This window comes from Roseateles sp. P1_C6 (assembly GCF_056406315.1).
The window spans coordinates 455,146-478,708 of sequence record NZ_JBFUAK010000001.1; the positions used below are offsets into that span (position 1 = coordinate 455,146).

At 69.8% G+C, this 23,563-nt stretch carries 20 protein-coding genes; 4 read left to right on the forward strand and 16 right to left on the reverse strand.

Translation table 11 applies throughout. From position 1 onward, the window contains the following. The first annotated feature begins 70 nt into the window (after positions 1-70). Entirely contained in the window at positions 71-1,804 is a 1,734-nt protein-coding gene (locus AC1D29_RS01825) for an extracellular solute-binding protein (RefSeq protein ID WP_477894176.1), read from the forward strand. Between the two features lie 173 nt (positions 1,805-1,977). Here the strand turns inward: AC1D29_RS01825 and dnaB are convergent, their stop codons facing one another. From dnaB to ppsA, 7 genes are all read right to left on the reverse strand, one after another. Further along, positions 1,978-3,402, reverse strand: a complete 1,425-nt coding sequence (gene dnaB, locus AC1D29_RS01830) for a replicative DNA helicase (protein WP_477894178.1) — start codon at positions 3,400-3,402, stop codon at positions 1,978-1,980. Between the two features lie 150 nt (positions 3,403-3,552). Then, a complete protein-coding gene (gene rplI / locus AC1D29_RS01835) occupies positions 3,553-4,005 on the reverse strand; it encodes a 50S ribosomal protein L9 (RefSeq protein ID WP_477894180.1) in 453 nt (150 codons plus the stop codon). Positions 4,006-4,017: 12 nt separating this feature from the next. Beyond that, positions 4,018-4,308, reverse strand: coding sequence for a 30S ribosomal protein S18 (rpsR, locus tag AC1D29_RS01840; protein ID WP_056873839.1), 291 nt, complete (start codon positions 4,306-4,308; stop codon positions 4,018-4,020). 43 nt (positions 4,309-4,351) lie between these two features. Beyond that, entirely contained in the window at positions 4,352-4,645 is a 294-nt protein-coding gene (priB, locus tag AC1D29_RS01845) for a primosomal replication protein N (protein WP_477894183.1), read from the reverse strand. A gap of 50 nt (positions 4,646-4,695) precedes the next feature. Then, on the reverse strand, positions 4,696-5,061 hold the full coding sequence (gene rpsF / locus AC1D29_RS01850) for a 30S ribosomal protein S6 (RefSeq protein WP_477894185.1): 366 nt from the start codon (positions 5,059-5,061) through the stop codon (positions 4,696-4,698). A gap of 145 nt (positions 5,062-5,206) precedes the next feature. Further along, entirely contained in the window at positions 5,207-7,273 is a 2,067-nt protein-coding gene (locus AC1D29_RS01855; RefSeq protein WP_477894187.1) for a sodium:solute symporter family protein, read from the reverse strand. A gap of 85 nt (positions 7,274-7,358) precedes the next feature. Continuing rightward, positions 7,359-9,755: a phosphoenolpyruvate synthase gene (gene ppsA, locus AC1D29_RS01860; RefSeq protein WP_477894189.1), complete on the reverse strand. Its 2,397-nt coding sequence runs from the start codon at positions 9,753-9,755 to the stop codon at positions 7,359-7,361. A 310-nt stretch (positions 9,756-10,065) separates the two neighbouring features. Here ppsA and AC1D29_RS01865 point away from each other — a divergent pair, with 310 nt between their 5' ends. Genes AC1D29_RS01865 through AC1D29_RS01875 form a run of 3 tightly spaced genes read left to right on the forward strand, consistent with a single transcriptional unit; the run spans position 10,066 to position 13,132 of the window. Further along, positions 10,066-11,382, forward strand: coding sequence for an HD-GYP domain-containing protein (locus tag AC1D29_RS01865; RefSeq protein ID WP_477894190.1), 1,317 nt, complete (start codon positions 10,066-10,068; stop codon positions 11,380-11,382). Between the two features lie 44 nt (positions 11,383-11,426). Continuing rightward, positions 11,427-12,248, forward strand: a complete 822-nt coding sequence (gene ppsR, locus AC1D29_RS01870; protein WP_477894191.1) for a posphoenolpyruvate synthetase regulatory kinase/phosphorylase PpsR — start codon at positions 11,427-11,429, stop codon at positions 12,246-12,248. After that, positions 12,248-13,132: an EamA family transporter gene (locus tag AC1D29_RS01875; RefSeq protein WP_477894192.1), complete on the forward strand. Its 885-nt coding sequence runs from the start codon at positions 12,248-12,250 to the stop codon at positions 13,130-13,132. Before ppsR ends, AC1D29_RS01875 begins: the two co-directional genes overlap by 1 nt. Here the strand turns inward: AC1D29_RS01875 and glgA are convergent. The 9 genes from glgA to AC1D29_RS01920 form a co-directional block, all read right to left on the reverse strand. Then, on the reverse strand, positions 13,121-14,578 hold the full coding sequence (glgA, locus tag AC1D29_RS01880; protein ID WP_477894193.1) for a glycogen synthase GlgA: 1,458 nt from the start codon (positions 14,576-14,578) through the stop codon (positions 13,121-13,123). The genes AC1D29_RS01875 and glgA overlap by 12 nt on opposite strands. After that, positions 14,575-15,834: a glucose-1-phosphate adenylyltransferase gene (gene glgC, locus AC1D29_RS01885; RefSeq protein WP_477894194.1), complete on the reverse strand. Its 1,260-nt coding sequence runs from the start codon at positions 15,832-15,834 to the stop codon at positions 14,575-14,577. The genes glgA and glgC overlap by 4 nt, the downstream gene beginning before the upstream one ends. 68 nt (positions 15,835-15,902) lie before the next feature. After that, on the reverse strand, positions 15,903-17,081 hold the full coding sequence (locus tag AC1D29_RS01890) for a DUF2325 domain-containing protein (protein WP_477894195.1): 1,179 nt from the start codon (positions 17,079-17,081) through the stop codon (positions 15,903-15,905). Next, positions 17,074-17,700 carry an energy transducer TonB gene (locus AC1D29_RS01895; RefSeq protein ID WP_477894196.1) on the reverse strand — a complete coding sequence of 209 codons (627 nt, stop codon included), beginning with the start codon at positions 17,698-17,700 and terminating at the stop codon, positions 17,074-17,076. The genes AC1D29_RS01890 and AC1D29_RS01895 overlap by 8 nt, the downstream gene beginning before the upstream one ends. Beyond that, positions 17,697-18,482 (reverse strand): ABC transporter ATP-binding protein, encoded by a 786-nt coding sequence (locus AC1D29_RS01900; protein WP_477894197.1) that lies wholly within the window; start codon positions 18,480-18,482, stop codon positions 17,697-17,699. Before AC1D29_RS01900 ends, AC1D29_RS01895 begins: the two co-directional genes overlap by 4 nt. Next, positions 18,479-19,531 (reverse strand): FecCD family ABC transporter permease, encoded by a 1,053-nt coding sequence (locus tag AC1D29_RS01905; RefSeq protein ID WP_477894198.1) that lies wholly within the window; start codon positions 19,529-19,531, stop codon positions 18,479-18,481. The genes AC1D29_RS01900 and AC1D29_RS01905 overlap by 4 nt, the downstream gene beginning before the upstream one ends. Beyond that, entirely contained in the window at positions 19,515-20,348 is an 834-nt protein-coding gene (locus AC1D29_RS01910) for a heme/hemin ABC transporter substrate-binding protein (RefSeq protein ID WP_477894199.1), read from the reverse strand. Before AC1D29_RS01910 ends, AC1D29_RS01905 begins: the two co-directional genes overlap by 17 nt. Continuing rightward, positions 20,345-21,412, reverse strand: a complete 1,068-nt coding sequence (locus tag AC1D29_RS01915; protein WP_477894200.1) for a hemin-degrading factor — start codon at positions 21,410-21,412, stop codon at positions 20,345-20,347. The genes AC1D29_RS01910 and AC1D29_RS01915 overlap by 4 nt, the downstream gene beginning before the upstream one ends. Positions 21,413-21,422: 10 nt before the next feature. Next, positions 21,423-23,552, reverse strand: a complete 2,130-nt coding sequence (locus AC1D29_RS01920) for a TonB-dependent receptor domain-containing protein (RefSeq protein WP_477894201.1) — start codon at positions 23,550-23,552, stop codon at positions 21,423-21,425. Between the last annotated feature and the right edge of the window lie 11 nt (positions 23,553-23,563).

Genomic DNA, 23,563 nt, shown 5'->3' on the forward strand with positions numbered 1-23,563 from the left:
GGCAGCCGGCCATCCCTTCCCAACCGGCGCGCCAGTGCAAGCAACGGGAAGCAATATCAGGAGACAGAACATGAAATTGCGCTTGAACGCCGTGGCCTTGGCCGCTGCTGCTCTGGCCGTGGGACAGAGCGCATGGGCCGGTGAGGCCGAAGCCAAGAAGTGGATCGACACCGAGTTCCAGCCGTCCACGCTGAGCAAGCAGCAGCAGGCGGCCGAGCTGAAGTGGTTCATTGAGGCCGCCAAGAAGCTGCAGGCGAAAGGTGTGAAGGAGATTTCCGTGGTGTCGGAGACGATCACCACGCACGAGTACGAATCCAAGACGCTCGCCAAGGCCTTCGAGGAGATCACGGGCATCAAGGTCAAGCATGACCTGATCCAGGAGGGCGACGTCGTCGAGAAGCTGCAGACGTCCATGCAGTCGGGCAAGTCGATCTACGACGGCTGGATTTCCGACTCCGACCTGATCGGCACCCACTACCGATACGGCAAGATCATGAACTTGACGGACTACATGGCCGGCAAGGGCAAGGAGTGGACCAACCCCGGTCTGGACCTCAACGACTTCATCGGCACCAGCTTCACCACGGGCCCTGACAAGAAGCTCTACCAGCTTCCCGACCAGCAGTTCGCCAACCTGTACTGGTTCCGTGCCGACCTGTTTGCCCGGCCGGACCTGAAGGAAAAGTTCAAGGCCAAGTATGGTTACGAGCTGGGTGTTCCGCTCAACTGGAGCGCCTACGAAGACATCGCCGACTTCTTCTCCAATGACGTGAAGACCATCGATGGCAAGCCCATCTACGGCCACATGGACTACGGCAAGAAGGACCCCTCGCTCGGCTGGCGCTTTACCGACGCCTGGCTGTCCATGGCGGGCACGGCCGACATCGGCATTCCGAACGGCAAGCCGGTGGACGAATGGGGCATCCGCGCGTCGGCGGACGGCTGCACGCCGCTCGGCGCCAGCGTGTCGCGTGGCGGGGCGACCAATTCGCCGGCCGCTGTCTACGCACTGACCAAGTACGTCGACTGGATGAAGAAGTACGCCCCGAAGGAAGCCACCGGCATGACCTTCGGCGAGGCCGGGCCCGTGCCCGCCCAAGGCCAGATCGCCCAGCAGATCTTCTGGTACACCGCCTTCACTGCCGACATGACCAAGCCCGGCTTGCCGGTGGTCAACGCGGACGGCACGCCCAAATGGCGCATGGCCCCTGGCCCGAATGGGCCGTACTGGAAGCAGGGCATGCAAAACGGCTACCAGGACGTGGGCTCCTGGACCTTCTTCGAAGCGCACGACGCCAACAAGACGGCCGCCGCCTGGCTGTACGCACAGTTCGTGACCGCCAAGAGCGTTTCACTCAAGAAGACGATCGTGGGCCTGACCCCCATCCGTGAGTCCGATATCCGAAGCAGCGCCATGACCGAGCTGGCACCGAAGCTGGGCGGACTGGTCGAGTTCTATCGCAGCCCCGCACGCGTCGCGTGGACACCGACCGGCACCAACGTGCCGGACTACCCGAAGCTCGCACAGCTCTGGTGGAAGAACGTGGCCGTCGCCGTGACGGGTGAGAAGACGCCGCAAGCCGCCATGGACAACCTGGCAGAGGAGATGGACCAGGTGATGAGCCGCTTGGAGCGTGCAGGCATGGCCCGCTGCGCCCCGAAGCTCAATAAGAAGGAGGACCCGAACAAATGGCTGTCCGACAAGGGGGCCCCTTGGAAGAAGCTCGCCAATGAGAAGCCCAAGGGCGAAACGATCGCCTACGACACGCTGCTGAACGCATGGAAGTCCGGCAAGGTGCGTTGAACGCGGTCATTGCCGCCTTCCCGTCACTGCGGGAGGGCGGCGACGCGTCAGACCCGGCCGAGCGCCGGGTTTCCTGGGAATCGCGCCGTCCCCTTTCGGGACGCCCGATGTGACAAGGGCCACTGACGCGCTCGTCGCATCAGTGGCCCCTCTTTGAAGGCAGCAGCGGACGGTCAGTATTCGTCCCGCTCCACGCCCACGTACCCGGGGGCGAGATTCTCAAACTTCGTGTGCATGCGCTGGAACATCAGCTTCACCGTGCCCACCGGGCCATTACGCTGTTTCGCAATGATGATCTCGGCGACGCCGGGCTCCTTGCACTCTTCCTTTGTGTAGTACTCGTCGCGGTAGATGAACATGATGATGTCCGCGTCCTGCTCGATGGCGCCGGACTCACGCAGGTCGGACATCATGGGCCGCTTGTCGGGCCGCTGCTCCACCGAACGGTTCAGCTGCGACAACGCGATGACGGGGCAGCGCAATTCCTTGGCCAGCGCCTTCAGGCCGCGCGAGATCTCGCCCAGCACCGTGGCGCGGTTCTCCTCGCTGCCGCCACCATTGCCGCTCATCAGCTGCAGGTAGTCGATGACGATCAGCCCCAGCTGGCCGCTGATGCGCGCCTGGCGCCGCGCACGGGCGCGCACCTCGCTGGGCGACAGGCCCGGGCTCTCGTCGATGTAGATGGCGGCCTTGCCGAGCTTGTCGACGGCCTCGGACAGCCGTCCCCACTCGTCGTCCTTCAACTGGCCGGTGCGCAGGTGGCTCTGGTCGATGCGGCCGATGGAGCCCACCATCCGCAGCGCCAACTGGGCCGCGCCCATTTCCATCGAGTAGATGACGACCGGCAGGCCTTCGTTGATGGCCACGTTCTCGGCGATGTTGACCGCAAACGCGGTCTTGCCCATGGATGGGCGAGCGGCCAGCACGATGAGGTCGCCGCCTTGCAGACCGGCGGTCTGGCGGTCCAGGTCGTAGAAACCGGTGCGCACACCGGTCACGTCCTGCGCGCCGCTCTCGGCCAGTTCGTTGACGCGGTCGATCAGCGCGACGACCAGCTGGTCCATGCTCTGAAAGCCCTGGCGGCTGCGCGAGCCTTCCTCGCCGATGCGGAAGATCTTGCCCTCGGCCTCATCCAGGATCTGCGTGACCGCGCGGCCCTGCGGGTTCATCGCGGCGGTGGCGATCTCGTCCGATGTGGCCACCAGCTTGCGCAGGATGGCGCGCTCGCGAACGATCTCGGCATAACGGCGCAGGTTGGCGGCGCTGGGCACGCTCTGCGCGAGCGCATTCAGGTACGCCAGGCCGCCGCACTCTTCAGCGCGGCCCACCGACGTCAGCTCGTCGAAGACGGTGACCACGTCGGCCGGCTTGCCGGCATTGATGAGCTTGCCGACGGCCGCGTACACGTGCTTGTGCTCGAAGCGGTAGAAGTCGCTGTCGGTCAGCAGGTCGGCCGCCTTGTCCCAGGCCGAGTTGTCGATCAGCAGGCCACCGAGCACGCTCTGCTCGGCCTCGACCGAGTGCGGCGGCACGCGCAGACGGGCGACCTCGTCGTCATGCGGCGCGGCGGAAGAGGAAGCGGGAAAGATCGCGGACATGCCTGTGGATAAAGCTGTGAACGAACTGGGAACATCCGGTGGGCCGAGCGGGAAAACTCGCCCCAGAAAAACCGAAGGCCGAAACCCTCGGGGCCTCGGCCTTCGTTTGATGCTGCGGCGACAAGCACCGCAACGTCTGAGGAAGCGAGATTACTCGACTTCGGCAACCACCTGAACGGTGATTTCAACAACCACGTCGGTGTGGGCAGCCACATTGACGGGGAACTCGCCGACGGTCTTCAGCGGACCGTTGGGCAGGCGCACCTGCGACTTGGCGATGGGCGAACCGGACTTGGTCAGCGCGTCGGCCACGTCGGCATTGGTGACGGAGCCGAACAGGCGACCGTCAACGCCAGCCTTCTGAGCGATGCGCACCGTCTTGCCGGCGATGGCTTCACCCAGCTTCTGGGCTTCGGCCAGCTTGGCGGCGGCGGCCTTTTCGAGCTCGGCACGGCGGGCTTCGAATTCCTTGATCGCGACTTCGGTGGCGCGGCGCGCCTGCTTGGTCGGGATCAGGAAGTTGCGGGCATAACCGTCTTTGACCTTGACGACGTCGCCGAGGTTGCCGAGGTTGGCCACTTTTTCGAGCAGGATCACTTGCATGTCGTCAGCTCCTTAGACCTTGTGCTGGTCGCTGTACGGCAGGAAGGCCAGGAAGCGCGCGCGCTTGATGGACACCGTCAGCTGACGCTGGAAGAAAGCGCGCGTGCCGGTCAGGCGAGCGGGCGTGATCTTGCCGTTTTCGGAGATGAAATCGCGCAGTGTGTCGATGTCCTTGTAGTCGATCTTTTCGACACCGGCGACGGTGAAGCGGCAGAAACGCTTACGACGGAACAGCAACGATTGTTGGTTGCGCTTGGGCTTCTTGTCTTTGGAGAAGCGACCTTTACCACGTGGCGGGGGCATAGAGGACCTCTGTTAAATCTATCCGGATTCAAAACTTCCGGGTTCAGGGAGCAGCGGGTTCGATCACGGTCACATGGGCGATGAAGCCCCGGCCGTTGCGCTGGTGGGTCAGAAAGCCGCGGAACACCGCATGGCCACCGACCCCCAGAGCCTGCAACTCCTTGGCCAACTCGCCCACTGCGACCGCCTTGATCTCCAGGGAGACCTTGCGCGGCTTGCCGGCTTCGATGACTTCGGACTCGGCCTTGAGGCTGGCGTCCAGGGCCATCAGCCCGGCGGGTGTGTAGCGAACTTGTCCGAGTTGCTGGATCTGCGCCTTCAGGTGAAGTTGATTCACGCCGGAGGCACGCTGCTCGAAAAACCTGGTTCTTTAGCGATGGCCTGGGCTCAGGCAGCTTCTTGCTGCTGCGGCGCCTTGCGGGCTTCTTCGCGCTCGACGGCCTTCATCATGACCGAAGGGGTCGTGATGGCCTTGTCCTGGACCACGGTGAGGTGGCGCAGCACGGCGTCGTTGAAGCGGAAGCCGGTCTCGAGTTCACCCAGGATTTCCTTGGTGGCTTCGATGTTCAGGCACAGGTAGTGAGCCTTGCCGAGCTTCTGGATCTGGTACGCCAGTTGACGGCGGCCCCAGTCTTCGACCCGGTGCACGACACCGCCACCGGCGGTGATCAGGCCTTTGTAACGCTCCAGCATGGCCGGAACCTGTTCGCTTTGATCCGGATGGATCAGCAGAACGATTTCGTAGTGACGCATAGGTACTCCTTGTGGATTCCAGCCGGGCGCTGTCGATATGAACTGCCCAGCTGAGGAAGCCGCGCCACGGCGTCTACTCGTGGCCCGGCAAGGGGGAACCCGCGATTCTAGCCCGGACGGCCGAAATGACCAAATCCGCAGCGGATCAGGGCGCCGGGCGGGCCCGCAGCATGGCGACGAACGCCTGCTCACGCTCGCCCGGCGGGCGCGTCAGCAGGCTGACCAGCGCGAGCACCAGCGCCCCCGCCGGCACGCCGAACAGGCCGGCCGACGCCGGCTGTATGCCCCAGATCAGGCTCACCGGCCCGGGCAGGCCGATCAGCGCTCGCAGGCTGGGGTGAGCCATGAACAGGTAGCCCAGGCAGACGGCGAGCCCGGCCAGCATGCCGGCCAGCGCGCCGGTACGGTTGGCGCGGCGCCAGAACACGCCGGCGATCAACGCGGGGAAGAAGGTTGAGCCGGCGATGGAGAAGGCCGCCGTGACAACGGCCAGGATGTCCGCCGGCCGGCTGGACGCCACCGCCGCCGCCGCCAGCGCCGCCGCCAGCAGCAGCGCCTTGGACAGCGTGACGCGGCGCGTGCGCGAAGCCTCGGGGTTGATGGCCTTGTAATACAGGTCGTGCGACAGCGCGCTGGAGATGGCCAGCAACAGTCCGTCGGCCGTCGACAACGCCGCCGCCAGGCCGCCGGCCGCCACCATGCCCGAGATGACGTAGGGCAGCCCACCCAGCTCGGGCATGACCAGCATGACGAGGTCGGGGTGCAGGCGCAACTCGCCCAGTTGCAGCCGGCCGTCGCCGTTCAGGTCCACCGCCGACAGCAGCCCCGGGTCGACGCGCTGCCACTGGCGTATCCAGGCCGGCAACTGGTCGAAGGGGCTGCCGACGAGGTCGTTGAAGACCTCCGTCTTGACCATGACGGCCAGCGCCGGCGCGGTCAGGTAGAGCAGGCAGATGAAGACCAGCGACCAGGCCACGGACTCGCGCGCCGTGGCAACGGACGTCGTCGTGTAGTAGCGCGTCAGCAGGTGCGGCAGGCCGGCCGTGCCCACCATCAGGCACAGCGCCAGCGCGATGAAGTTGCGGCGCGCCTCGCTGGCCTGCTCGCGCTCGGCTGGGCTGCCATCGGGGTTGCCGGCAAAGGGCTGCGTGTGCGGCACCAGGCCGGACAGCGGCTGGGCCAGCCGCGCCTCGCCGACCTGCTCGCGCCGCCAGCGCTCCTCGGCCTCGGCCGGCGTGCGTGGCAGCGCGGCCCGCTGCTTCTCGGCGGCCTGGATCTGCGCGAGCGGCGCGTCCTTGGCCTTCAGTGCCGCCACGCTGGCGGCCGCCCTCGCCTGCTCGTCGGCCAGCGCGGCGGGCACATCGGCCAGGCGCGTGGCGGCGGCGTCGGCCCGCTGCTGGTGGATGGCACGCACCTGCAGCTCGGCCGGGTCACGGATCAGCTCGCGCTCGCGCTCGGCCAGCTGGTGCAGCTGCTGCCCGTAAACGAGCTGCGGCAGCGGCCAGCCGGTCTGCTTGACGCTGAGCCAGATGACCGGCACCAGGTAGGCCAGGATCATGATGAGGTACTGCGCCACCTGCGTCCACGTGACCGCGCGCATGCCACCCAGGAAGGAACAGACCAGCACGCCGCCCAGGCCCACGAAGACACCGACCTCGAAGCCCAGGCCGGTCAGGCGCGTCGTGATCAGGCCCACGCCGTAGATCTGCGCGACCAGGTAGACGAAGGACACCAGGATGGCAGCGCCTGCGCCCACCAGCCGCAGCGCGCGGCTGTCAAAGCGCTCGGCGAGAAAGTCGGCCAGCGTGTACTGGCCGAAGCGGCGCAGATAAGGCGCGATGCACAGCGCCACCAGCACGAAGCCGCCCGTCCAGCCCAGCACATAGGCCAGGCCCGCGTAGCCGCTCGCGTACAGCGTGCCGGCCAGGCCGATGAAGCTGGCCGCGCTCATCCAGTCCGCGCCCGCGGCCATGCCGTTGTACAGCGGCGGCACGCGGCGGCCGGCAACGAAGTATTCAGCCGGGTCCGTCGTGCGGCACAGGATGCCGATGACGGCATAGACCGCCACCGTCGCGCCCAGGAAGGTGTAGCCGATCCAGACCTTGGGCAAGCCACGCTGCTCGCCCAGGCCCAGGGCCACCACCAAGGCGATGAAGCTCAGCGCAAAGAGGGCGTAGCGGCGGTGGAGATGGCGGGCGGGGCCGGTGAACATGGCCGCGATCATGGCAACAAAAGGCCCGGATTCCCCTTACGGAGAACCCGGGCTGGTCGTCAATCGCGAAGATTGGCTTGGCGCCTTACTTGGCAGCCAGGCGCTGCCAGGTCTCGATGACCGTGTCGGGGTTCAGCGAGATGGACACGATGCCTTCCTCGGCCAGCCAGTCGGCGAAGTCCGGGTGGTCGCTGGGGCCCTGACCGCAGATGCCGATGTACTTGCCAGTGGCGCGGCAGGCGCGGATGGCGCGCGAGATCATGGCCTTGACGGCCGGGTCACGCTCATCGAAGTCGCCGGCCAACTGCTCCAGGCCGGAGTCGCGGTCCAGGCCCAGCGTCAGCTGCGTCAGGTCGTTGGAGCCGATGGACATGCCGTCGAAGTGCTCCAGGAACTGCTCGGCCAGGATGGCGTTGCTCGGCACCTCGCACATCATGATGATGCGCAGGCCGTCCACACCACGCTTCAAGCCGCGCTCCGCCAGCATGTCGACGACGCGCGAGGCCTGCTTCACGGTGCGCACGAAGGGCACCATGATCTCGATGTTGGTCAGGCCCATGTCCTTGCGCACGCGCTTCAAGGCCTCGCATTCCATCGCGAACGCGTCCTGGAACTCGCCGCTGATGTAGCGCGACGCACCGCGGAAGCCCAGCATGGGGTTCTCTTCATCCGGCTCGTAGCGGCTGCCGCCGATGAGCTTGCGGTACTCGTTGCTCTTGAAGTCCGACAGACGAACGATGACCGGGCGCGGGAAGAAGGCGGCGGCAATCGTCGCGATGCCTTCGGCCAGCTTGTCCACGTAGAAGGCGCGCGGCGATGCGTGGCCGCGGGCCACCGACTCGACGGCCTTCTTCAGGTCGGCGTCGATGTTCGGATAGTCCAGGATGGCCTTGGGGTGGACGCCGATGTTGTTGTTGATGATGAACTCAAGGCGGGCCAGGCCCACGCCGCCGGAGGGCATCTGCGCGAAGTTGAACGCCAGTTGCGGGTTGCCGACGTTCATCATGATCTTGATGGGGCAATACGGCAGCTCACCGCGGTGCACCTCGCTGATCTCGGTCTCCAGCAGGCCGTCATAGATGAAGCCGGTGTCGCCTTCAGAGCAGGCCACCGTGACCAGTTGACCGTCCTTGAGCTTCTCGGTCGCATCACCGCAGCCGACGACGGCCGGGATGCCCAGCTCGCGCGCAATGATGGCCGCGTGGCAGGTGCGGCCGCCGCGATTGGTGACGATGGCGCTGGCGCGCTTCATGACCGGCTCCCAGTTCGGGTCGGTCATGTCGGTGACGAGCACGTCGCCCGGCTGCACGCGCTCCATCTCGGCGACGCTGTCGACCAGGCGGACCGGGCCGGTGCCGATCTTCTGGCCGATGGCGCGGCCCTCGGCCAGCACGGCGCTGTGGGCCTTGAGCTTGTAGTGGTGCTCGACCTGGCCGGCGGACTGGCTCTTCACCGTCTCCGGGCGGGCCTGCAGGATGTAGATCTTGCCGTCGACGCCGTCTCGGCCCCACTCGATGTCCATCGCGCGGCCGTAATGCTGCTCGATGATCAGCGCGTACTGGGCCAGCTCGGTCACCTCGGCGTCGTTCAGCGAATAGCGGTTGCGCTGCTCGGGCACGGTGTCGACGGTGCGCACCAGCTTGCCGCTGGCGGCCTTCTCTTCAGGCGTCGCGAACTCCATGCGCAGCAGCTTGGAGCCCAGGTTGCGGCGGATGATGGCCAGCTTGCCGGCCTTCAGGGCCGGCTTGTGGACGTAGAACTCGTCCGGGTTCACGGCGCCCTGCACCACTGTCTCGCCCAGGCCGTAGCTGGACGTGATGAAGACGACTTCCTGGAAGCCGCTCTCGGTGTCGATGGTGAACATGACGCCGGCCGAGCCCAGGTCGGAGCGCACCATGCGCTGCACGCCAGCGGACAGCGCCACGTCGCCGTGGGCAAAGCCCTTGTGCACGCGGTAGCTGATGGCGCGGTCGTTGTACAGCGACGCGAACACCTCGCGCATCTTGTGCAGCACGTCGTCGATGCCGACGACGTTCAGGAAGGTCTCCTGCTGGCCGGCAAAGGACGCGTCGGGCAGGTCTTCGGCCGTGGCGGACGAGCGCACGGCGAAGCTCACGCCCGGGTTGTCGGCGGTCAGTTGCGCGAAGGAAGCGCGCACGCCGGCTTCCAGGTCGGCCGGGAAGGGTTGGTTCTCGATCCAGCCGCGGATCTCGGCGCCGGCCTCGGCCAGCGCGCGGACGTCATCGGTGTTGAGCGTGCTCAGGCGCGCCGCGATGCGCGCGTCCAGCCCCTCGTGCCTGAGGAACTGCCGGAAGGCGTGCGCCGTGGTGGCGAACCCTCCGGGGACGCGCACGCCGCTGGCGGCGAGCTGCGAGATCATTTCGCCGAGGCTGGCGTTCTTGCCGCCAACTGCCTCGACATCGGTCATCCTCAGGTTCTCAAACGGTACGACCAGGGCGGTCGCCTCGAACAGGGTGGACATGGGGAAACTCCGGGAGGTTGAAAAACCGGTGTCGTCGCGTCGTCCTGGCCCGGGGCCGAGCCACAGGGCTCAACGCAGGCGCTGCTCCAGCCATTTCTGGATTCTTCTGGGAGGAAGGAGGAGCGCATGGGGCTGATCGCGAGGAATTGCGGCGGATTCTAGGCGTTGGGTTTCACCCGGTAACGGCCGCGGGATGTGCAATAAGTCCCTTCCCGACGCCATGTCCCCTCTTTCGGGGTGGCGTGAGGCCGATGCCCACCGCCTGACGCAAGTCAAGCCGCCCTGGGTTCCGGCTGTGCACAATGCCAGTGTGAGCATCGACGAACCCAGCCCCGAGGAAGTCAACCCGCACTACCTGGATCACGTGATCCGCACGTCCGAGTCGCGCCCCGTCGAGGCCTGCGAGGACATCGTCAGTCACAACGGCATCAAGCTGCTCGCCAAGGGCGCGCAGATCAACGCCAAGGTGCGCGACCGCCTGCTGATGCACAAGCTGCAGAAGCCGCTGGAGGACTGCATCCAGGTCACGAAGGGAGTCATGCCCGAGAGCTTCGGCCCGCTGGGCGAGGCGCTGTTTGAGCAGCATCCTCTGCTGAAGGCGATCTGCGCCCACGATCTCTACCCCAGCGCACCGACCACGCTGGCCACACTCAAGCTCAGCGCGCCCGTGCAGTCGCTGCTGACCGTCTACGCCGATCACCAGGGCGACCGCCTCAAGCACACCGCCGGCGTCGCGATGCTGGCGCTGGCACTGGCGCGGCGCATGCTGCCGGGCGAGACCGAGCAACACCGCATGCTCGCGCTGGCCGGCTTGCTGCACGACGTCGGCGAGCTCTACATCGACCCGAAGTACATGCGCCCCGGTACGCCACTCGGCCCGCAGGAATGGCGCCATGTGGCCTCGCACCCGGTGGTGGGTGAGCGCGTGCTGCGCGGCATGCCAGGCGCCGGCAAGGAGGTGGCCAGCGCGGTGCTGCACCACCATGAACGCCTTGACGGCTTCGGCTACCCCCGCGGCATCCAGGGCGCCGCGCTGCCGCTGGCGGGCCAGATCCTCGCCGCGGCCGAATGGCTGATGGCCCTGATCGAGACCAGCATGACGCCGATGACACGCGCCAGCGTCGCCACCAAGCTCATCCCGGGCGAATTCAGCCGCGAGCTGACCGAGGCCATCGCGATGGCGGCCCAGGCCAGCCTGCCGCAGGTCGCTGCCGTCGCCGACCCCATGCCGCTGGAGTCCGCGATCCCGCGGGTCATCGGCATCGCCTCCACGCTGGAACGGTTTCGCGAGGCACGCCCCTGGATCGAGGAACGCATTGCTGCGGCGCGGCCGGCCTTGCGTGCCGTGCTCGAAGCCGGGCTGCAGCGCCTCCTGCGCATCCAGACCGCGTTCTCCAGCACGGGCCTCGACGCCCACGACCCCGACGCCCTCGTCGCCGGCCTGGCGGAGCAGCGCGACCCGACGCTGCAGGTCGAGCTGATGACGGTCGTCGGCGAACTGGAATGGCGACTGCGCGAGTTGGAGCGCGAGTCCATGCTGCGCGCCGGCCTGCTGGCGCCCACCGAGAGCGCCGTCATGCGCGAATTGATCGCCAGGCTGAAGGGCGAGGCCGCGGGCGCCGCTTGAGCGCTGGCTATCATGGCCAGGCCCCAGCTACACGAGCCGCCGCCATGACCGCCAGAACCGTTTACTTCGTCTCTGACGGCACCGGCATCACCGCCGAGACCTTCGGCAACTCCATCCTCGCGCAGTTCTCCATCAAGCCCCGCCACGTGCGCCGGCCGTTCGTCGACTCCGCCGAGAAGGCCCACGCCGTCGTCGCCGAGATCAACGAGGTGGCCGTGCGCGAGGCGCAGCGACCCATCGTGTTTGCGACGCTGGTGGACCGCGACGTGCTGAAGATCGTCCGCGAACACTGCCAGGGCCGCGTGATGGACATGTTCGGCACCTTCATCGAGCCGCTGGAAGACGAGTTCGGCATCAAGAGCAACCACCGCGTGGGCCGCTTCTCGGACGTCGCCGAGAGCCAGGAGTACCACGACCGCATCGAGGCCATCAACTTCTCGCTGGCGCATGACGACGGCCAGAGCAGCAAGAACCTCGACGTGGCCGACGTCATCCTGGTGGGCGTGTCGCGCTCCGGCAAGACGCCCACATCGCTGTACCTGGCGATGCAGCACGGCATCAAGGCGGCCAACTACCCGCTGATCCCCGAGGACTTCGAGCGCCGCAAGCTGCCGCCGTCGCTGATGCCGCACCGGCGCAAGTGCTTCGGCCTGACCATCGACCCCGAGCGCCTCTCGTCCATCCGCAACGAGCGCCGCCCCGGCAGCAAATACGCCGACGTGCTGAACTGCCGTTACGAGGTCAACGAGGCCGAGGCGATGATGAAACGCGAGGGCATCTCGTGGCTGTCGTCCACGCACAAGTCCATCGAAGAGATCGCGACGACCATACTGCGCGACATCCGGCCCGACCGACTCATGTACTGATGCCGGCCCACGCGCTCGCCCTCGTCCTCACCGCCGCCCTCCTCCACGCGCTCTGGAACCTGGCCGCCAAGAAATGGGGCGGCGGGCCGCATTTCGTTTTCACCTGCGCCTTGGGCGTGACGGTGCTGTGGCTGCCGGCCGTGCTGTGGGTGGGGCTGGACGAGCTGCCCCGCTGGTCGCTGCTGGCCTGGGGCTTCGTCGCGGCCAGCGCCGTCGTGCACCTGGCCTACTTCAATTGCCTGATCGCCGGCTACCGGGCCAGCGACCTGACCGTCGTCTACCCGGTGGCGCGCGGCAGCGGGCCGCTGCTGTCGGCTTGTGCCGCCGTGCTGCTGCTGGGCGAGCACCTGGGCGTGTATGGCGCGCTGGGCCTGGCGGGCGTCGTGGGCGGCATCCTGCTCATCACGATGGGGCCGCGCCTCATCGGCCGCGGCGTGGCGCACGACGCCGAAGCCGCCAGGCGCCGCCGCCACGGTGTCTGGTGGGGTGCGGCGACCGGCACGCTGATCGCCGGCTACACGGTGCTGGACGGCTACTCGGTCAAGGTGCTGGCCGTGTCGCCGCTGATGCTGGACTACTTCGGCAACGTGATGCGCGTGCCGCTGCAGCTGCCCGTCGCGCTGCGCCAGGCCCACAGCTTCTGGCCGGAACTCAGGCGCAGCTGGAAAGGCGTGCTCGCCGTCGCGGGCCTGGGGCCGCTGGCCTACATCCTCGTGCTGCTGGCCATGCGCGAGGCGCCGCTGTCGCGCGTGGCGCCGGCGCGCGAGGTGTCCATGCTGTTCGCGGCGCTGCTGGGCGGGCAGTTGCTGGGCGAAGGCGAGCGCGGCTGGCGGCTGGCCGGCGCGGCGCTGATCGGCGCCGGGGTCATCGGGCTAGCGATCTAGCTCCTTGTAGATCTCGACATAGCGCTGCGCCGCGGCGTCCCAGCCAAAGCGCTGGCGCATCGCCGCCATGCGCACGCGGCCCCAGTACTCCTGCCGGCTCCACAGCGCGAACGCGCGGCGCAGTGCGCGGCGGTAGGCGTCGGCCGTGAAGGCGTCGAAGACAAAACCGGTGGCGGTGCCGGCGGCGAGGTCTTCCAGCGTCGTGTCGACGATGGTGTCGGCCAGGCCGCCGACGCGGTGGACCAGCGGCAGCGCGCCGTAGCTGAGGCCGTAGAGCTGCGTCAGGCCGCAGGGCTCGAAGCGGCTGGGCACCAGCACCACGTCGCTGCCCGCATAGATGCGGTGCGCCAGGCCCTCGTCCATGCCGGTGCGGCGGGCGATCTGGCCGGGGTGCTTTCTGGCCGCGTCGGCGAACGCCGCCTCCAGCCGGGCATCACCGGCGCCCAGGACCACAAGCTGCCCCCCCGCATCGATCAGGTCGTCCAACGCCTCCAGCACCAGCGGCAGGCCCTTCTGCTCGGTCAGGCGGCTGACGATGCCGAACAGCGGCGCGTCCGGCTTCACGGCGAGGCCGCATTCGCGTTGCAGCGCGGCCTTGCAGGCGGCTTTACCGGTCGAATCGTCGGCGTCGTAGCGGGCCGCGATGGCATCGTCATGGTCAGGCGACCAGACGTCGTAGTCCACGCCGTTCAGGATGCCGTGCAGCACACCCGCGCGATGGCGCAGCAACCCGTCCAGCCCGCAGCCCTGCACGGCGGTCTGGATCTCGCGGGCGTAGCTGGCGCTGACGGTGGTGATCGCGTCGGCGAAGTGCAGGCCGGCCTTCATGAAGCTGACCTGGCCGTAGAACTCCAGGCCCTCGACGGCGTAATGCTGCGGCGGCAGGCCCAGGTCGCTGAAATGGTCGGCCGGGAACAGCCCCTGGTAGGCCAGGTTGTGCACGGTGAAAACCGTCTTGGCCTCGGTGCGGCGACGCGAGCGGCTGGCGGCCACGTGCGCGCAGGCCAGGCCGGCATGCCAGTCGTGGGCGTGCACGATGTCGGGCCGCCACGCGCCGTCCACGCCTTCGGCCAGCCGCGCGGCAGCCAGGCCCAACAACGCGAAGCGGCGGTGGTTGTCGGCATAGGCCACGCCGGCAGCGTCGGCATAGGGGTTGCCGGGGCGGTCGAACAGGCCGGGGGCGTCCAGCACGTAGGCGGGCACATCGAAGCCCGGCAGGCGCCCACGCAGCAACGCCGCCCTGCCCTCGCTCCAAGGCAGCGCGACGGGCGCGACGGCGCATTCCTGCACCAGGGCGTCGCGGATGGCCGGGAAGCCCGGCACCAGCAGCCGCGGCTCGGCGCCGGCCGCGGCCAGCGCGGCGGGCAGCGCGCCGGCCACATCGGCCAGGCCACCGGTCTTCAGCAGCGGGAACAGCTCCGCGCTGACCTGCAGGACGCGCGTCACAGGCGCGCGAGCATCTGCCGCGTGATCAGCACGACGCCGTTGTCGGTGCGCTCGAAGCGGGCGGCGTCCAGCACCGGGTCCTCGCCGACGACCAGGCCGTCGGGGATGTCGCAGGCGCGGTCGATGATGGTTTTGGTCAGCCGGCAGTGCCGGCCGATGCTGACGCCGGGCAGCAGCACGCTCTGGTGGATGTTGCAGAAGGAGCGGATGCGCACGTTGTTGAACAGCACCGACTGCACGACGTGCGAGCCCGACACGATGCAGCCCGCGCTGACGATGGTGTTGACCGTCATGCCGTGCATGCCGTTGTGGTCGGGGATGAACTTGGCCGGCGGCAGCTGGCGCTGGTAGGTCCAGATCGGCCAGTCGGTGTCGTAGATGTCCAGCTCGGGGCTGATGGAGGCCAGGTCCAGGTTGGCGGCCCAGAAGGCGTCCAGCGTGCCGACGTCGCGCCAGTAAGGCGTCGCGCCATTGGGGTTCATGATGCAGCTCATGCCGAAGGGATGGGCCACGGCGCGGTCTTCGGAGACAACCTTGGGGATGACGTCCTTGCCGAAGTCGTGGCTGGAATTGGGGTCGGCCAGGTCCTCGGCGAGCAGGCGGTAGAGGTAGTCGGCGTTGAAGACGTAGATGCCCATGCTGGCCAGGCACACGCCGTCGCGGCCGGGCATGCAGGGCGGGTCGGCGGGCTTCTCCTGGAAGGACGTGATGTGGCGCTCGCCGTCCACGGCCATCACGCCGAACGCGCTGGCCTCGGCCCTGGGCACCTCGATGCAGCCGACCGTGCAGCCCGCGCCGCTGGCGACGTGATCCACCAGCATGCTGGAGTAGTCCATCTTGTAGATGTGGTCGCCGGCCAGCACGACGATGTAGTCGGCGCCGGTGCTCTGCACGATGTCCAGGTTCTGGAACACCGCGTCCGCCGTGCCGCGGTACCAGCTCTCGTCGTCGGTGCGCTGCTGGGCCGGCATCAGGTCCACCGTCTCGTTCAGCTCGGCGCGCAGGAAGCTCCAGCCGCGCTGGATGTGGCGCAGCAGCGAATGGCTCTTGTACTGCGTGACGACACCGATGCGGCGGATGCCGCTGTTGACGCAGTTGCTGAGCGCGAAGTCGATGATGCGGAACTTGCCGCCGAAGTAGACGGCCGGTTTGGCGCGCGTGTCAGTCAGCTGCTTGAGCCGGGAGCCGCGGCCGCCAGCCAGGACGAGGGCGATGGCGCGGCGCGCGAGCTGGTGGGGCGAGGCGACGGGGGGCATAACGGTCTCCGGCTGCAAACGCTTGCAGTTTGCGCCCGCCAGGTGGCCGCCTTGCTGCGGGCTTCCCCTCAGGCCTGCGCTTCGAGCCCTTCGTCGGCAGCGGCCTGGGCCAGCGCACGTTCGAAGGCGCTGCGGCTGGGTGTGTCGACGAACACACAGCGCTTGTGGTGGCGCTTGCAGTGGTCCTTCACGCGCCAGTAGGCGTCGTGGCTGATGCAGCCGGTCTGGCAGATGACGAGGTCGGCCGCGGCGAGCTGGGGCTCCAGCTGCGCCGGCTTGTGTTCGCTGCCGCCGTCGTGGTGCAGGAACTGTGCGCCGCAGCCCTCCACCGCCTGGCGGTAATGCGGCACGCTGCCGCCGCGGCCGCCCACGCACAGCACGACGCGGTGCTCCAGCAGCACCGGCGCGGGCGGCGCCTCGCTGGCCGCAGGCAGGGCCGGCACCGCCTCGGCCAGCGGCGGCGTGCGCGACGCCAAGCGGGTGATCTCGCGTTGCAGCGCCTGGTTGCGCTCCAGCTGCTCCATCAGGCGTTCGCGCAACTGCTCGCGCTCGGGCAGGTCGGGCCGCGCGGCCTGCCAGTGCGCCAGCAGCTCCTGCGCCTGCGCGAGCTGGGTCTGCAGGCCGATCTGCACGGCACGGGCCTGCATGCGCTCCTGCTCCCACGCCTGCTGCTCGCGGGCTCGCTCCAGGCTCCAGGCGGTGACGCGCTGCTGCACCTGGGCGTAGTCGCGCGCCAGCGCCTGGTGCTCGGTGGCCAGCTCACGGTGGGCAGCCAAGTCCACGCGCTGCGCGGCGCCGACCTGGTGCTGCAGCATGTGCACCTGGCCCAGCACGCGCATCTCCAGCCAGTCATCGCAGCGCGCATGCGTCAGCGTCGCCCACAGCGCGCCGGCAATCTCGCCCTGGGCGGCGCGGTTGCGCCACCAGGTCATCAGCGTGTCGCGGCACTTGGCCTGCGCGGCGGCGCGCACGTCCAGCGCAAAGCGCTGCTCCAGGTCCTTCTGCACGGCCTCGGCCACGGCGTTGCGGCGCGCGGCGGCGGTGACCAGGCTGCAGTGCAGCGTGTAGTCGTCCTCGTCGCCCTGCAGCACGAGCAGCTTCTTCGCCAGCACGCGCACGCGCTCCAGCGGCAGGCAGACGCCCACGACCGGGCAATGTGCGTGGCTGCCCAGCTCCCACACGCGGCGGCGGCGCGAGCCGGTGGTGGGGGGCAGGGCCGCGTGGGCGGCGCAACAGCTTTCAGCCATTTGATGAGGTCTCCAGGGCGAAGCGGACGGGGAACTCCACCCAGCTGCCGACGGGCTGCACGCCCCGCAACGCCGGCTGGAAGGGGCAGCGGCGGGCTTGCGCCACAGCCGCGTCGTCAAACAGGCGCCAGCCGCTGCTGGCCGCCAGCAGCACCTGGCCCGCGCGGCCCAGCTCGTCGACCCAGACGCGCAGGCGCACGACGCCTTCGATGCCGCGTTCGCGCAGCGCCAGCGGGTGCGGCGCGGGCGCGCAGGCGGCGCGGCGGGCCGATTGCAGCGTGGGTTCGGCGGTGGGTGGTTCGTCGCGCGGTGCGGGCGGCGCGGCATGGGCCGCTTGCATCGGCGCGGCGGCGGACGGCGCAACCACGGCAGGCGGCGTGGGGCGGGCATCGGCCAGCACGTCGAAGCTGGGGGGCGCGATGGCCGCGACGGCTGGCAGGCTCAGCGCCGGCGGCGCGGCGCGGGGCGCGGGCCTGGCGGGTGCGGCGGCGGCAGGCAGGAGCCTCACGGCCAGTTCGCGCCGCGCGCCGGCTGGGCTCACGCGCTGCTGGCCCGGCCACAGCGCGAGCAGTGCTGCGCCATGCAACGCCGCCACAGCCAGCAAAGGCAGCGCTCTCACGCCGCGGCCTCCAGCCGCCTGGCCGACAGCGCCCAGCCGCCGCCCTGCGCCGGCAACGCCTGCAGGCGCAGGCCGAACAAGGCCTCCAGGGCCGGCAGCGCGGCGGCGCCGGCCGGCACGTCGGCCTGCACCTGGCCTCGGCACACCAGCACCAGGCGCTCGAAGCCGTTCAGCGCCTGCTGGATGTCGTGCAGCACGGCCACCAGCGCATGGCCGCGCTCGCGGCAGAAGGTGGACAGCGTGTCCAGCAGCTCCAGCTGCAGGCCGGGGTCCAGCGACGCGAGCGGTTCGTCCACCAGCAGCAGGCCGTGTTCGACATCGGCCAGTTGCGCCAGCACGCGGGCCAGTTGCACGCGCGCCTGCTCGCCGCCCGAGAGCTGGTCGTAGCGCCGGCCCTGCAGATGGCCGGCACTGGCCCAGGCCAGCGCCTGGCGCACCCAGCGGGTGTCATCGGCACCGGCAGACCCTGACCAACGGCCCAGGCCGACGACGAGTTCCACCGGCAGCCCGAAGGCGATCTGGTGCGACTGCGGCAGCACGGCGCGGCGCCGGGCGCGCTGGCGCGGGTCCATGGCCGCGATAGCCTGCCCGTCCAGCAGCGCGCGGCCTTGCGTGGGCGCAAGATCGCCGGACATCAGCCGCAGCAGCGTCGACTTGCCCGCGCCGCTGGGGCCCAGCAGCGCGACCCGCTCGCCGGGGTCCACGCGCAGCGCGAAGGGGCCGAAGCGCTGGCCGTGGCGGAGCAGCGTCGCGTCGTCGAGCAGCAGCATGTGGTGCGTCACCAGCCGCCTCCCACTTCTCGCTGTGCCCGCTTCAGCAGCACGAACAGCACCGGCGCGCCGAGCAGCGCGGTCAGGATGCCGACCGGCAGCTCGGCCGGCACGACGACGGTGCGCGCGGCCGTGTCTGCCAGCAGCAGCAGCACCGCGCCGAACCATGCGGCGGCGGGCAGCACGCGGCGCGCATCGGCCCCCACCAGGCCGCGCGCCGCATGCGGTGCCAGCAGGCCGATGAAGCCGATGAGCCCGCACCAGGCCACGGCCAGGCCGCTGAGCAGCGCCAGCGTCAGCACCAGCACGCGCCGCATGCGCACGACGGGCACGCCAACCTGCGCCGCCACCGCTTCGCCCAGCGCCAGCGCGTTCAGCGCCTGACCCCAGCGGCGCGACAGGGCCAGCACGCCCACCACCGCCGCGCCCAGCACCGCGACGATGGGCCAGGTGGCCAGCGCCAGCGAGCCGAGCTGCCAGAAGGTCAGGTTGCGCAGCTGCTCGTCGGTCGCGAGATAGGTACACAGCCCGACGACGGCCATCGCCAGCGCATTGAGTGCCAGCCCCGCCAGCAGCAGCCCGGCCACGGCGCCGGGCACCAGCAGCCGCGCCAGGCCTTGTAGCAGGCCGCACATGACCCAGGCGCCCGCCAGCGCCGCCACCGGCACCGCGAACGGCCGCCACGCCGCCGGCAGGCCACCGGCCCAGGCGGACAGCACGGTCAGCATCAGCGCGACGGCGCAGATCGCGCCGCCAGGGATGCCCAGCAGCGTGGGCTCGGCCAGCGGGTTGCGGAACACGCCCTGAGACAGCGCGCCGGCCAGGCCCAGCGCCGCGCCCACGACGACGGCAAACGCCACACGCGGCAGCCGCAGCTGCGCCAGCACCATCGCGCCCTGCCCGTCCTCCCCGTTGAGCAGCGCCCGCCAGTCGGCCCAGCCCAGCTTCAGCGCGCCGCTGTTGGCCGCGACGACGATGGCCGCGGCCAGCAGCGCGAATGCGATTGGCCAGCCCGGCAGCGCGGGCCAGCGCAACACTGCCCGATCAAGCCGTGCGTCCATGCAGCTTGCTCGTCAGTTCCGCCACGGCCTGCGGCAGGCGCGGACCGAAACCCAGCAGCAGCAAAGCCTCCATGCCCACCACGCGGCGCGCACGGCCGGCGGGTGTCAGCGCCAGACCCGGTGCCGTCAGCAGGCCATCGGCGCCGCCCTGCGCCACCAGGCCCTGGTCGGTGCAGAGGATGACGTCGGGCGCCGCCTGCAGCGCGGCTTCGGCCGTCAGCGGCTTGTAGCCCTGCACGCCGGCAAAGGCATTGCGCGCACCGGCCAGCGCCAGCATCGCGTCGGCGCCCGTGCCCTCGCCCGCCACGCGCAGCTGGCCGCCGGCATGGGCCAGCACGAACAGCACGCGCGGCAAGGGCGCGGCAGGCGGCGGGGGCCGGGCGGCCCAGTCCTGCTGCAGCCTGGCGACGAGCTGCGCGGCTTCAGCTTCGCGGCCGCACAGCGCGCCAACGCGCCGGGTGCGGGCCAGCACGCCGTCGAAGCGGTGGTGGTCGTCCAGCACCTCCACACGCACGCCGGCGCGTTGCAGCTGGGCCAGCACGGTGGGCGGGCCGGCCTCGCCGCTGGCCAGCAGCAGCTGCGGCGCGAGGGCCAGCACGCCTTCGGCGGACAGCGTGCGCGCATAGCCGACCTGGGGCAGCCGGGTCGCATCGGCGGGAAACAGCGAGGTCGTGTCGACGCCGACAAGCTGGCCTTGCGCACCCAGTGCAAAGATGGTCTCGGTAACGGCGCCGCCGACGCTGACGATGCGCGGCCGGCCCTGGGCCTGCGCCAGCGCGGGCAGCCACGCCAGCGCCAGGCAATCGCGGCGCTTCATGCGGCGCACCCCGCGGTCGCTTCCTGCCAGGCGGGGTCGTCCACCTGCGCGTCCAGCAGCTCGCGCCAGGCGCAGCGCTCGGGCTGGCCAGGCTTGCGCTGACCGAAGAACTGCGCGATCAGCTCGCCGTCCTGCGCGTACAGCTCCAGCGAGCTGACGAGGCCATCCACGGTGGGCTTGCGCACGGCCCAGGCCTGGTGGATGGCGTCTTCGCGCAGATGCAGGTTGAAGCGCGGGTCCAGCACGTTGAGCCAAGGGCCCATCACGGCCACGCGCTGGATGGGGCCGCCGTGGATCTGGATGACGCCGGGGTTGCCGACGAAGACCATGATGGGCGTGCCATTGGCGGCCGCGCTCTGCAGCACGACGCGCGCGGCATGCAGGTCCACCGGCTGCGCGAACCCGGGCGCCGCAAGCTGCATCGCGCTGATGCGGCGCAGGCCATGCTTGCGCAGCAGGCCGAAGAACTCGTGCGTGTCGCGCAGCGCGGCCCAGCCCGCGCGGAAGGCTCCCGCGTCGATGACAGCCGGCTCCACGGCGACGGCCGCAGGCTCGGGCAGCCACTGCGGCGCGGGCGCATCGACGTCCGCCCAGCGCACGCGCAGCGCCTGCCAGGCCGCGAACTGCGTCGCCGGCCGCGTGAAGACCTTGTGCACGGCCACGCCGCGTGCGTCGAAGAACTGCAGGCTTTGCTGCTCACCCTCGCGCACTGCGTAGCCATGGGCCCAGTGGCTGTAGAACAGGCGCAGGTCGATCTCGTCGCCCAGCGCCATGCCCATCTCGCGGCCGGGCTCGCCCTGGGCGCTCAGGTGCTCGTAGACGCCGGTGCGCTCGTGCACGCAATGCGGGTTGCGCGTCAGCGCCATCAGCTCGCCCGCACGGCTCAGCTCGGACAGCAGGCGCGGGAAGTCGCGGCGCAGGCGCTGGGCCTGCAGGCCGCCGTTCGGTGCGCCGACGTGGGCGTCGATCAGCATGCCCTCGGTGACGCCGATCGCCTGGGCGATGTCGCGGTGGCGGGCGGCGCCGGCGGCGCGGGCGTCGGCATAGGCTTGGCGGAGATCCATCAACGCTCCTTCAGAGCTGGGCTTGCAAGACCAGGCCGAACTGGCGGCCAGGGGCGGTGTAGGCGTCCAGCGCCGGGCTGGCCGTCGTCAGGCCGCGCACGTCTGCCCAGCGCCAGTACTTGCGGTCGGTCAGGTTGTCGACGCGCGCCGACAGCGACCACACGGGGCTGATCTGCCAGCCGGCGGCCAGGTCCAGCACCGTGTAGCCGGCCGGTGTGAACGGGTTGGTGGCGTAGACGCGACTGGGCTGCTTGCCCGACGCGTGCAGCACGGTGGCCTCCCAGTGCCAGGCCGCGCGCTGCTGGCGCAGGCTGACCGAGGCCTTGGTGGGCTCCACGGTATCCAGCGGCCGCTTGACGCCGTTGCGTTCCGCATTGCCATGCGTGCGCGCATAGGCCAGGCCCAGGCGCCACTGCCTGTCGAACTGGCCGTTCAGCTTGGCCTCGACGCCACGGATGCGTGCGCCGTCGAGGTTGATGGACTGGAAGACGATCTTGCTGCCGGGCGCGCCGCCGGAGACGACCTCCTGGCTGATGAAGTCGTCGTAGCGGTTGTCGAAGGCGGCGAGCTGCCAGCGCCAACCGCTGAAAGAACCACGCAGGCCCAGCTCGAAGCTGTCGGCGCGCTCGGCCTTCAGGTCGGGGTTGCCGATGGTCTCGTAGTTCTGCACCGGGTTGGAGAAGCCGTTGTTCACCTGCGAGGGCGTCGGCGCCTTGAAGCCCCGGGCCCACTGCGCATAGGGCGTGAGGCCCGGCGCGGCCTTCCACAGCACGCCCAGGCGCGGCGTCACGGCGCTGTCGCTGAGGTTGACGATGGGCGCGCTGTAGCCACTGGCCGAAGGCTCGAGCGAGAAGTGCTCGTAGCGCAGCGCGGGCACCAGCTGCCAGTCGCCGGTCGTGAACTCGCCCTGCACGAAGGCGCCGACGAGGCGGTAGTCGGTGTCGGGGAAGGGCTTGGCCGGCAGCGGGTCGCCGGCGGACGGCGTGACGCCATCGCGCAGGCCGGCCACGGTGTTGCGGCTGGCGTCCAGGCCCACCGTCACGCGCTGCGCGCCCCAGCCGATCTGGCCTTGCGCGGACACGCCGGTCAGCGTTTCGTCGTAACGGTTGTCGCGCGCGCGGTCGGTGCTGGTGCGGTCCTCGAAGGCGGTCTGCCAAACGCGCGAGTCCTGGCGGTAGAGCTGCACGCTGGCCTGCTGCAGCCACTCGGCGTTGGGGTCGTCCAGCGTCCAGCCCAGCGACGAGCGCCAGCGGCGGCTGTCGTCGTCGGCGCGCAGGTCCACTGTGGTGGCGGTGCGGGCGGACAGCACGTTGTAGCGGTCGCGCTGCTTCACGCCTTCCAGCGTCAGCTCCAGGCGCTGCTGGGCGCTGAGCGCCAGGCCCGCCTTGCCGAGCAGCGTGTGGCGCTCGCGGTCCAGCGGGTCGGGCTCGGTGCGCGTGGCGCCATCGCCGCCGATGCTGCCCTTGTTGTCCAGCTCGTGCGAGCGGCGCGTGGCGGCTTGCAGCAGCCAGTCCCAGGCGCCCTCTCGCCAGGCGCCGGCGAGGTTGAGGCCCGCGCCGCCGTCGCCCGTGTAGGCCGAGGCCTGGGCGCGCACCGCCACGTCCTGGCCGGGCTTGAGCAGGTCGCTGGCGCGCAGCGTGCGCAGGGCCAGCGCGCCGGCCAGGCCGTCGCTGCCGAACTGCGTGGACGCGGGGCCGCGCAGCACTTCGAGCTGCTGGGCGCCCTCCAGGTTCAGCAGGCCTACGCGGCCCGTGGCGAAGGGACCGAAGCTGAAGGCCTGCGGCATGCGGATGCCGTCCACCAGCATCAGCACCTGATTGCCCTCCAGGCCACGGATATTGAGGCCCTCGTTGCCGGCGCGGCCCGTCGAGCTGGCGGCCAGGCTGAAGCGCGGGGTGGGCGCGCGCACGGCGAGGTCGACCTCGTTGCGCAGCAGCTCGCGCAGGTCGCGGGCGCCTGGCGCGGGCTTGAACACGCTGACCGTGGCGGGCACCTCGTCCACGCGGCGGTCGCCGCGGGCGGCGGTGTTGGTCAGTTCGGGCAGCTCGGTGGCTGCGTCAGGTTCGGTCTGGGCTTGCGATGCGGTGGCAAGGCAGGCACAGGCGCAGGCGGCGGCCAGCGCGACAGCGGTCTTCAGCACGGGGGCTCCGG

What these genes read in the sequence shown, in the direction of transcription:
- glgC (WP_477894194.1), bottom strand. Translation starts at nt 15,834, where the DNA reads ATGCCCCCCGTCGCCTCGCCCCACCAGCTCGCGCGCCGCGCCATCGCC.
- rpsF (WP_477894185.1), bottom strand. Translation starts at nt 5,061, where the DNA reads ATGCGTCACTACGAAATCGTTCTGCTGATCCATCCGGATCAAAGCGAA.
- AC1D29_RS01855 (WP_477894187.1), bottom strand. Translation starts at nt 7,273, where the DNA reads ATGTTCACCGGCCCCGCCCGCCATCTCCACCGCCGCTACGCCCTCTTT.
- ppsR (WP_477894191.1), top strand. Translation starts at nt 11,427, where the DNA reads ATGACCGCCAGAACCGTTTACTTCGTCTCTGACGGCACCGGCATCACC.
- rplI (WP_477894180.1), bottom strand. Translation starts at nt 4,005, where the DNA reads ATGCAAGTGATCCTGCTCGAAAAAGTGGCCAACCTCGGCAACCTCGGC.
- AC1D29_RS01910 (WP_477894199.1), bottom strand. Translation starts at nt 20,348, where the DNA reads ATGAAGCGCCGCGATTGCCTGGCGCTGGCGTGGCTGCCCGCGCTGGCG.
- AC1D29_RS01825 (WP_477894176.1), top strand. Translation starts at nt 71, where the DNA reads ATGAAATTGCGCTTGAACGCCGTGGCCTTGGCCGCTGCTGCTCTGGCC.
- AC1D29_RS01875 (WP_477894192.1), top strand. Translation starts at nt 12,248, where the DNA reads ATGCCGGCCCACGCGCTCGCCCTCGTCCTCACCGCCGCCCTCCTCCAC.
- rpsR (WP_056873839.1), bottom strand. Translation starts at nt 4,308, where the DNA reads ATGCCCCCGCCACGTGGTAAAGGTCGCTTCTCCAAAGACAAGAAGCCC.
- AC1D29_RS01890 (WP_477894195.1), bottom strand. Translation starts at nt 17,081, where the DNA reads ATGGCTGAAAGCTGTTGCGCCGCCCACGCGGCCCTGCCCCCCACCACC.
- AC1D29_RS01905 (WP_477894198.1), bottom strand. Translation starts at nt 19,531, where the DNA reads ATGGACGCACGGCTTGATCGGGCAGTGTTGCGCTGGCCCGCGCTGCCG.
- dnaB (WP_477894178.1), bottom strand. Translation starts at nt 3,402, where the DNA reads ATGTCCGCGATCTTTCCCGCTTCCTCTTCCGCCGCGCCGCATGACGAC.
- ppsA (WP_477894189.1), bottom strand. Translation starts at nt 9,755, where the DNA reads ATGTCCACCCTGTTCGAGGCGACCGCCCTGGTCGTACCGTTTGAGAAC.
- AC1D29_RS01915 (WP_477894200.1), bottom strand. Translation starts at nt 21,412, where the DNA reads ATGGATCTCCGCCAAGCCTATGCCGACGCCCGCGCCGCCGGCGCCGCC.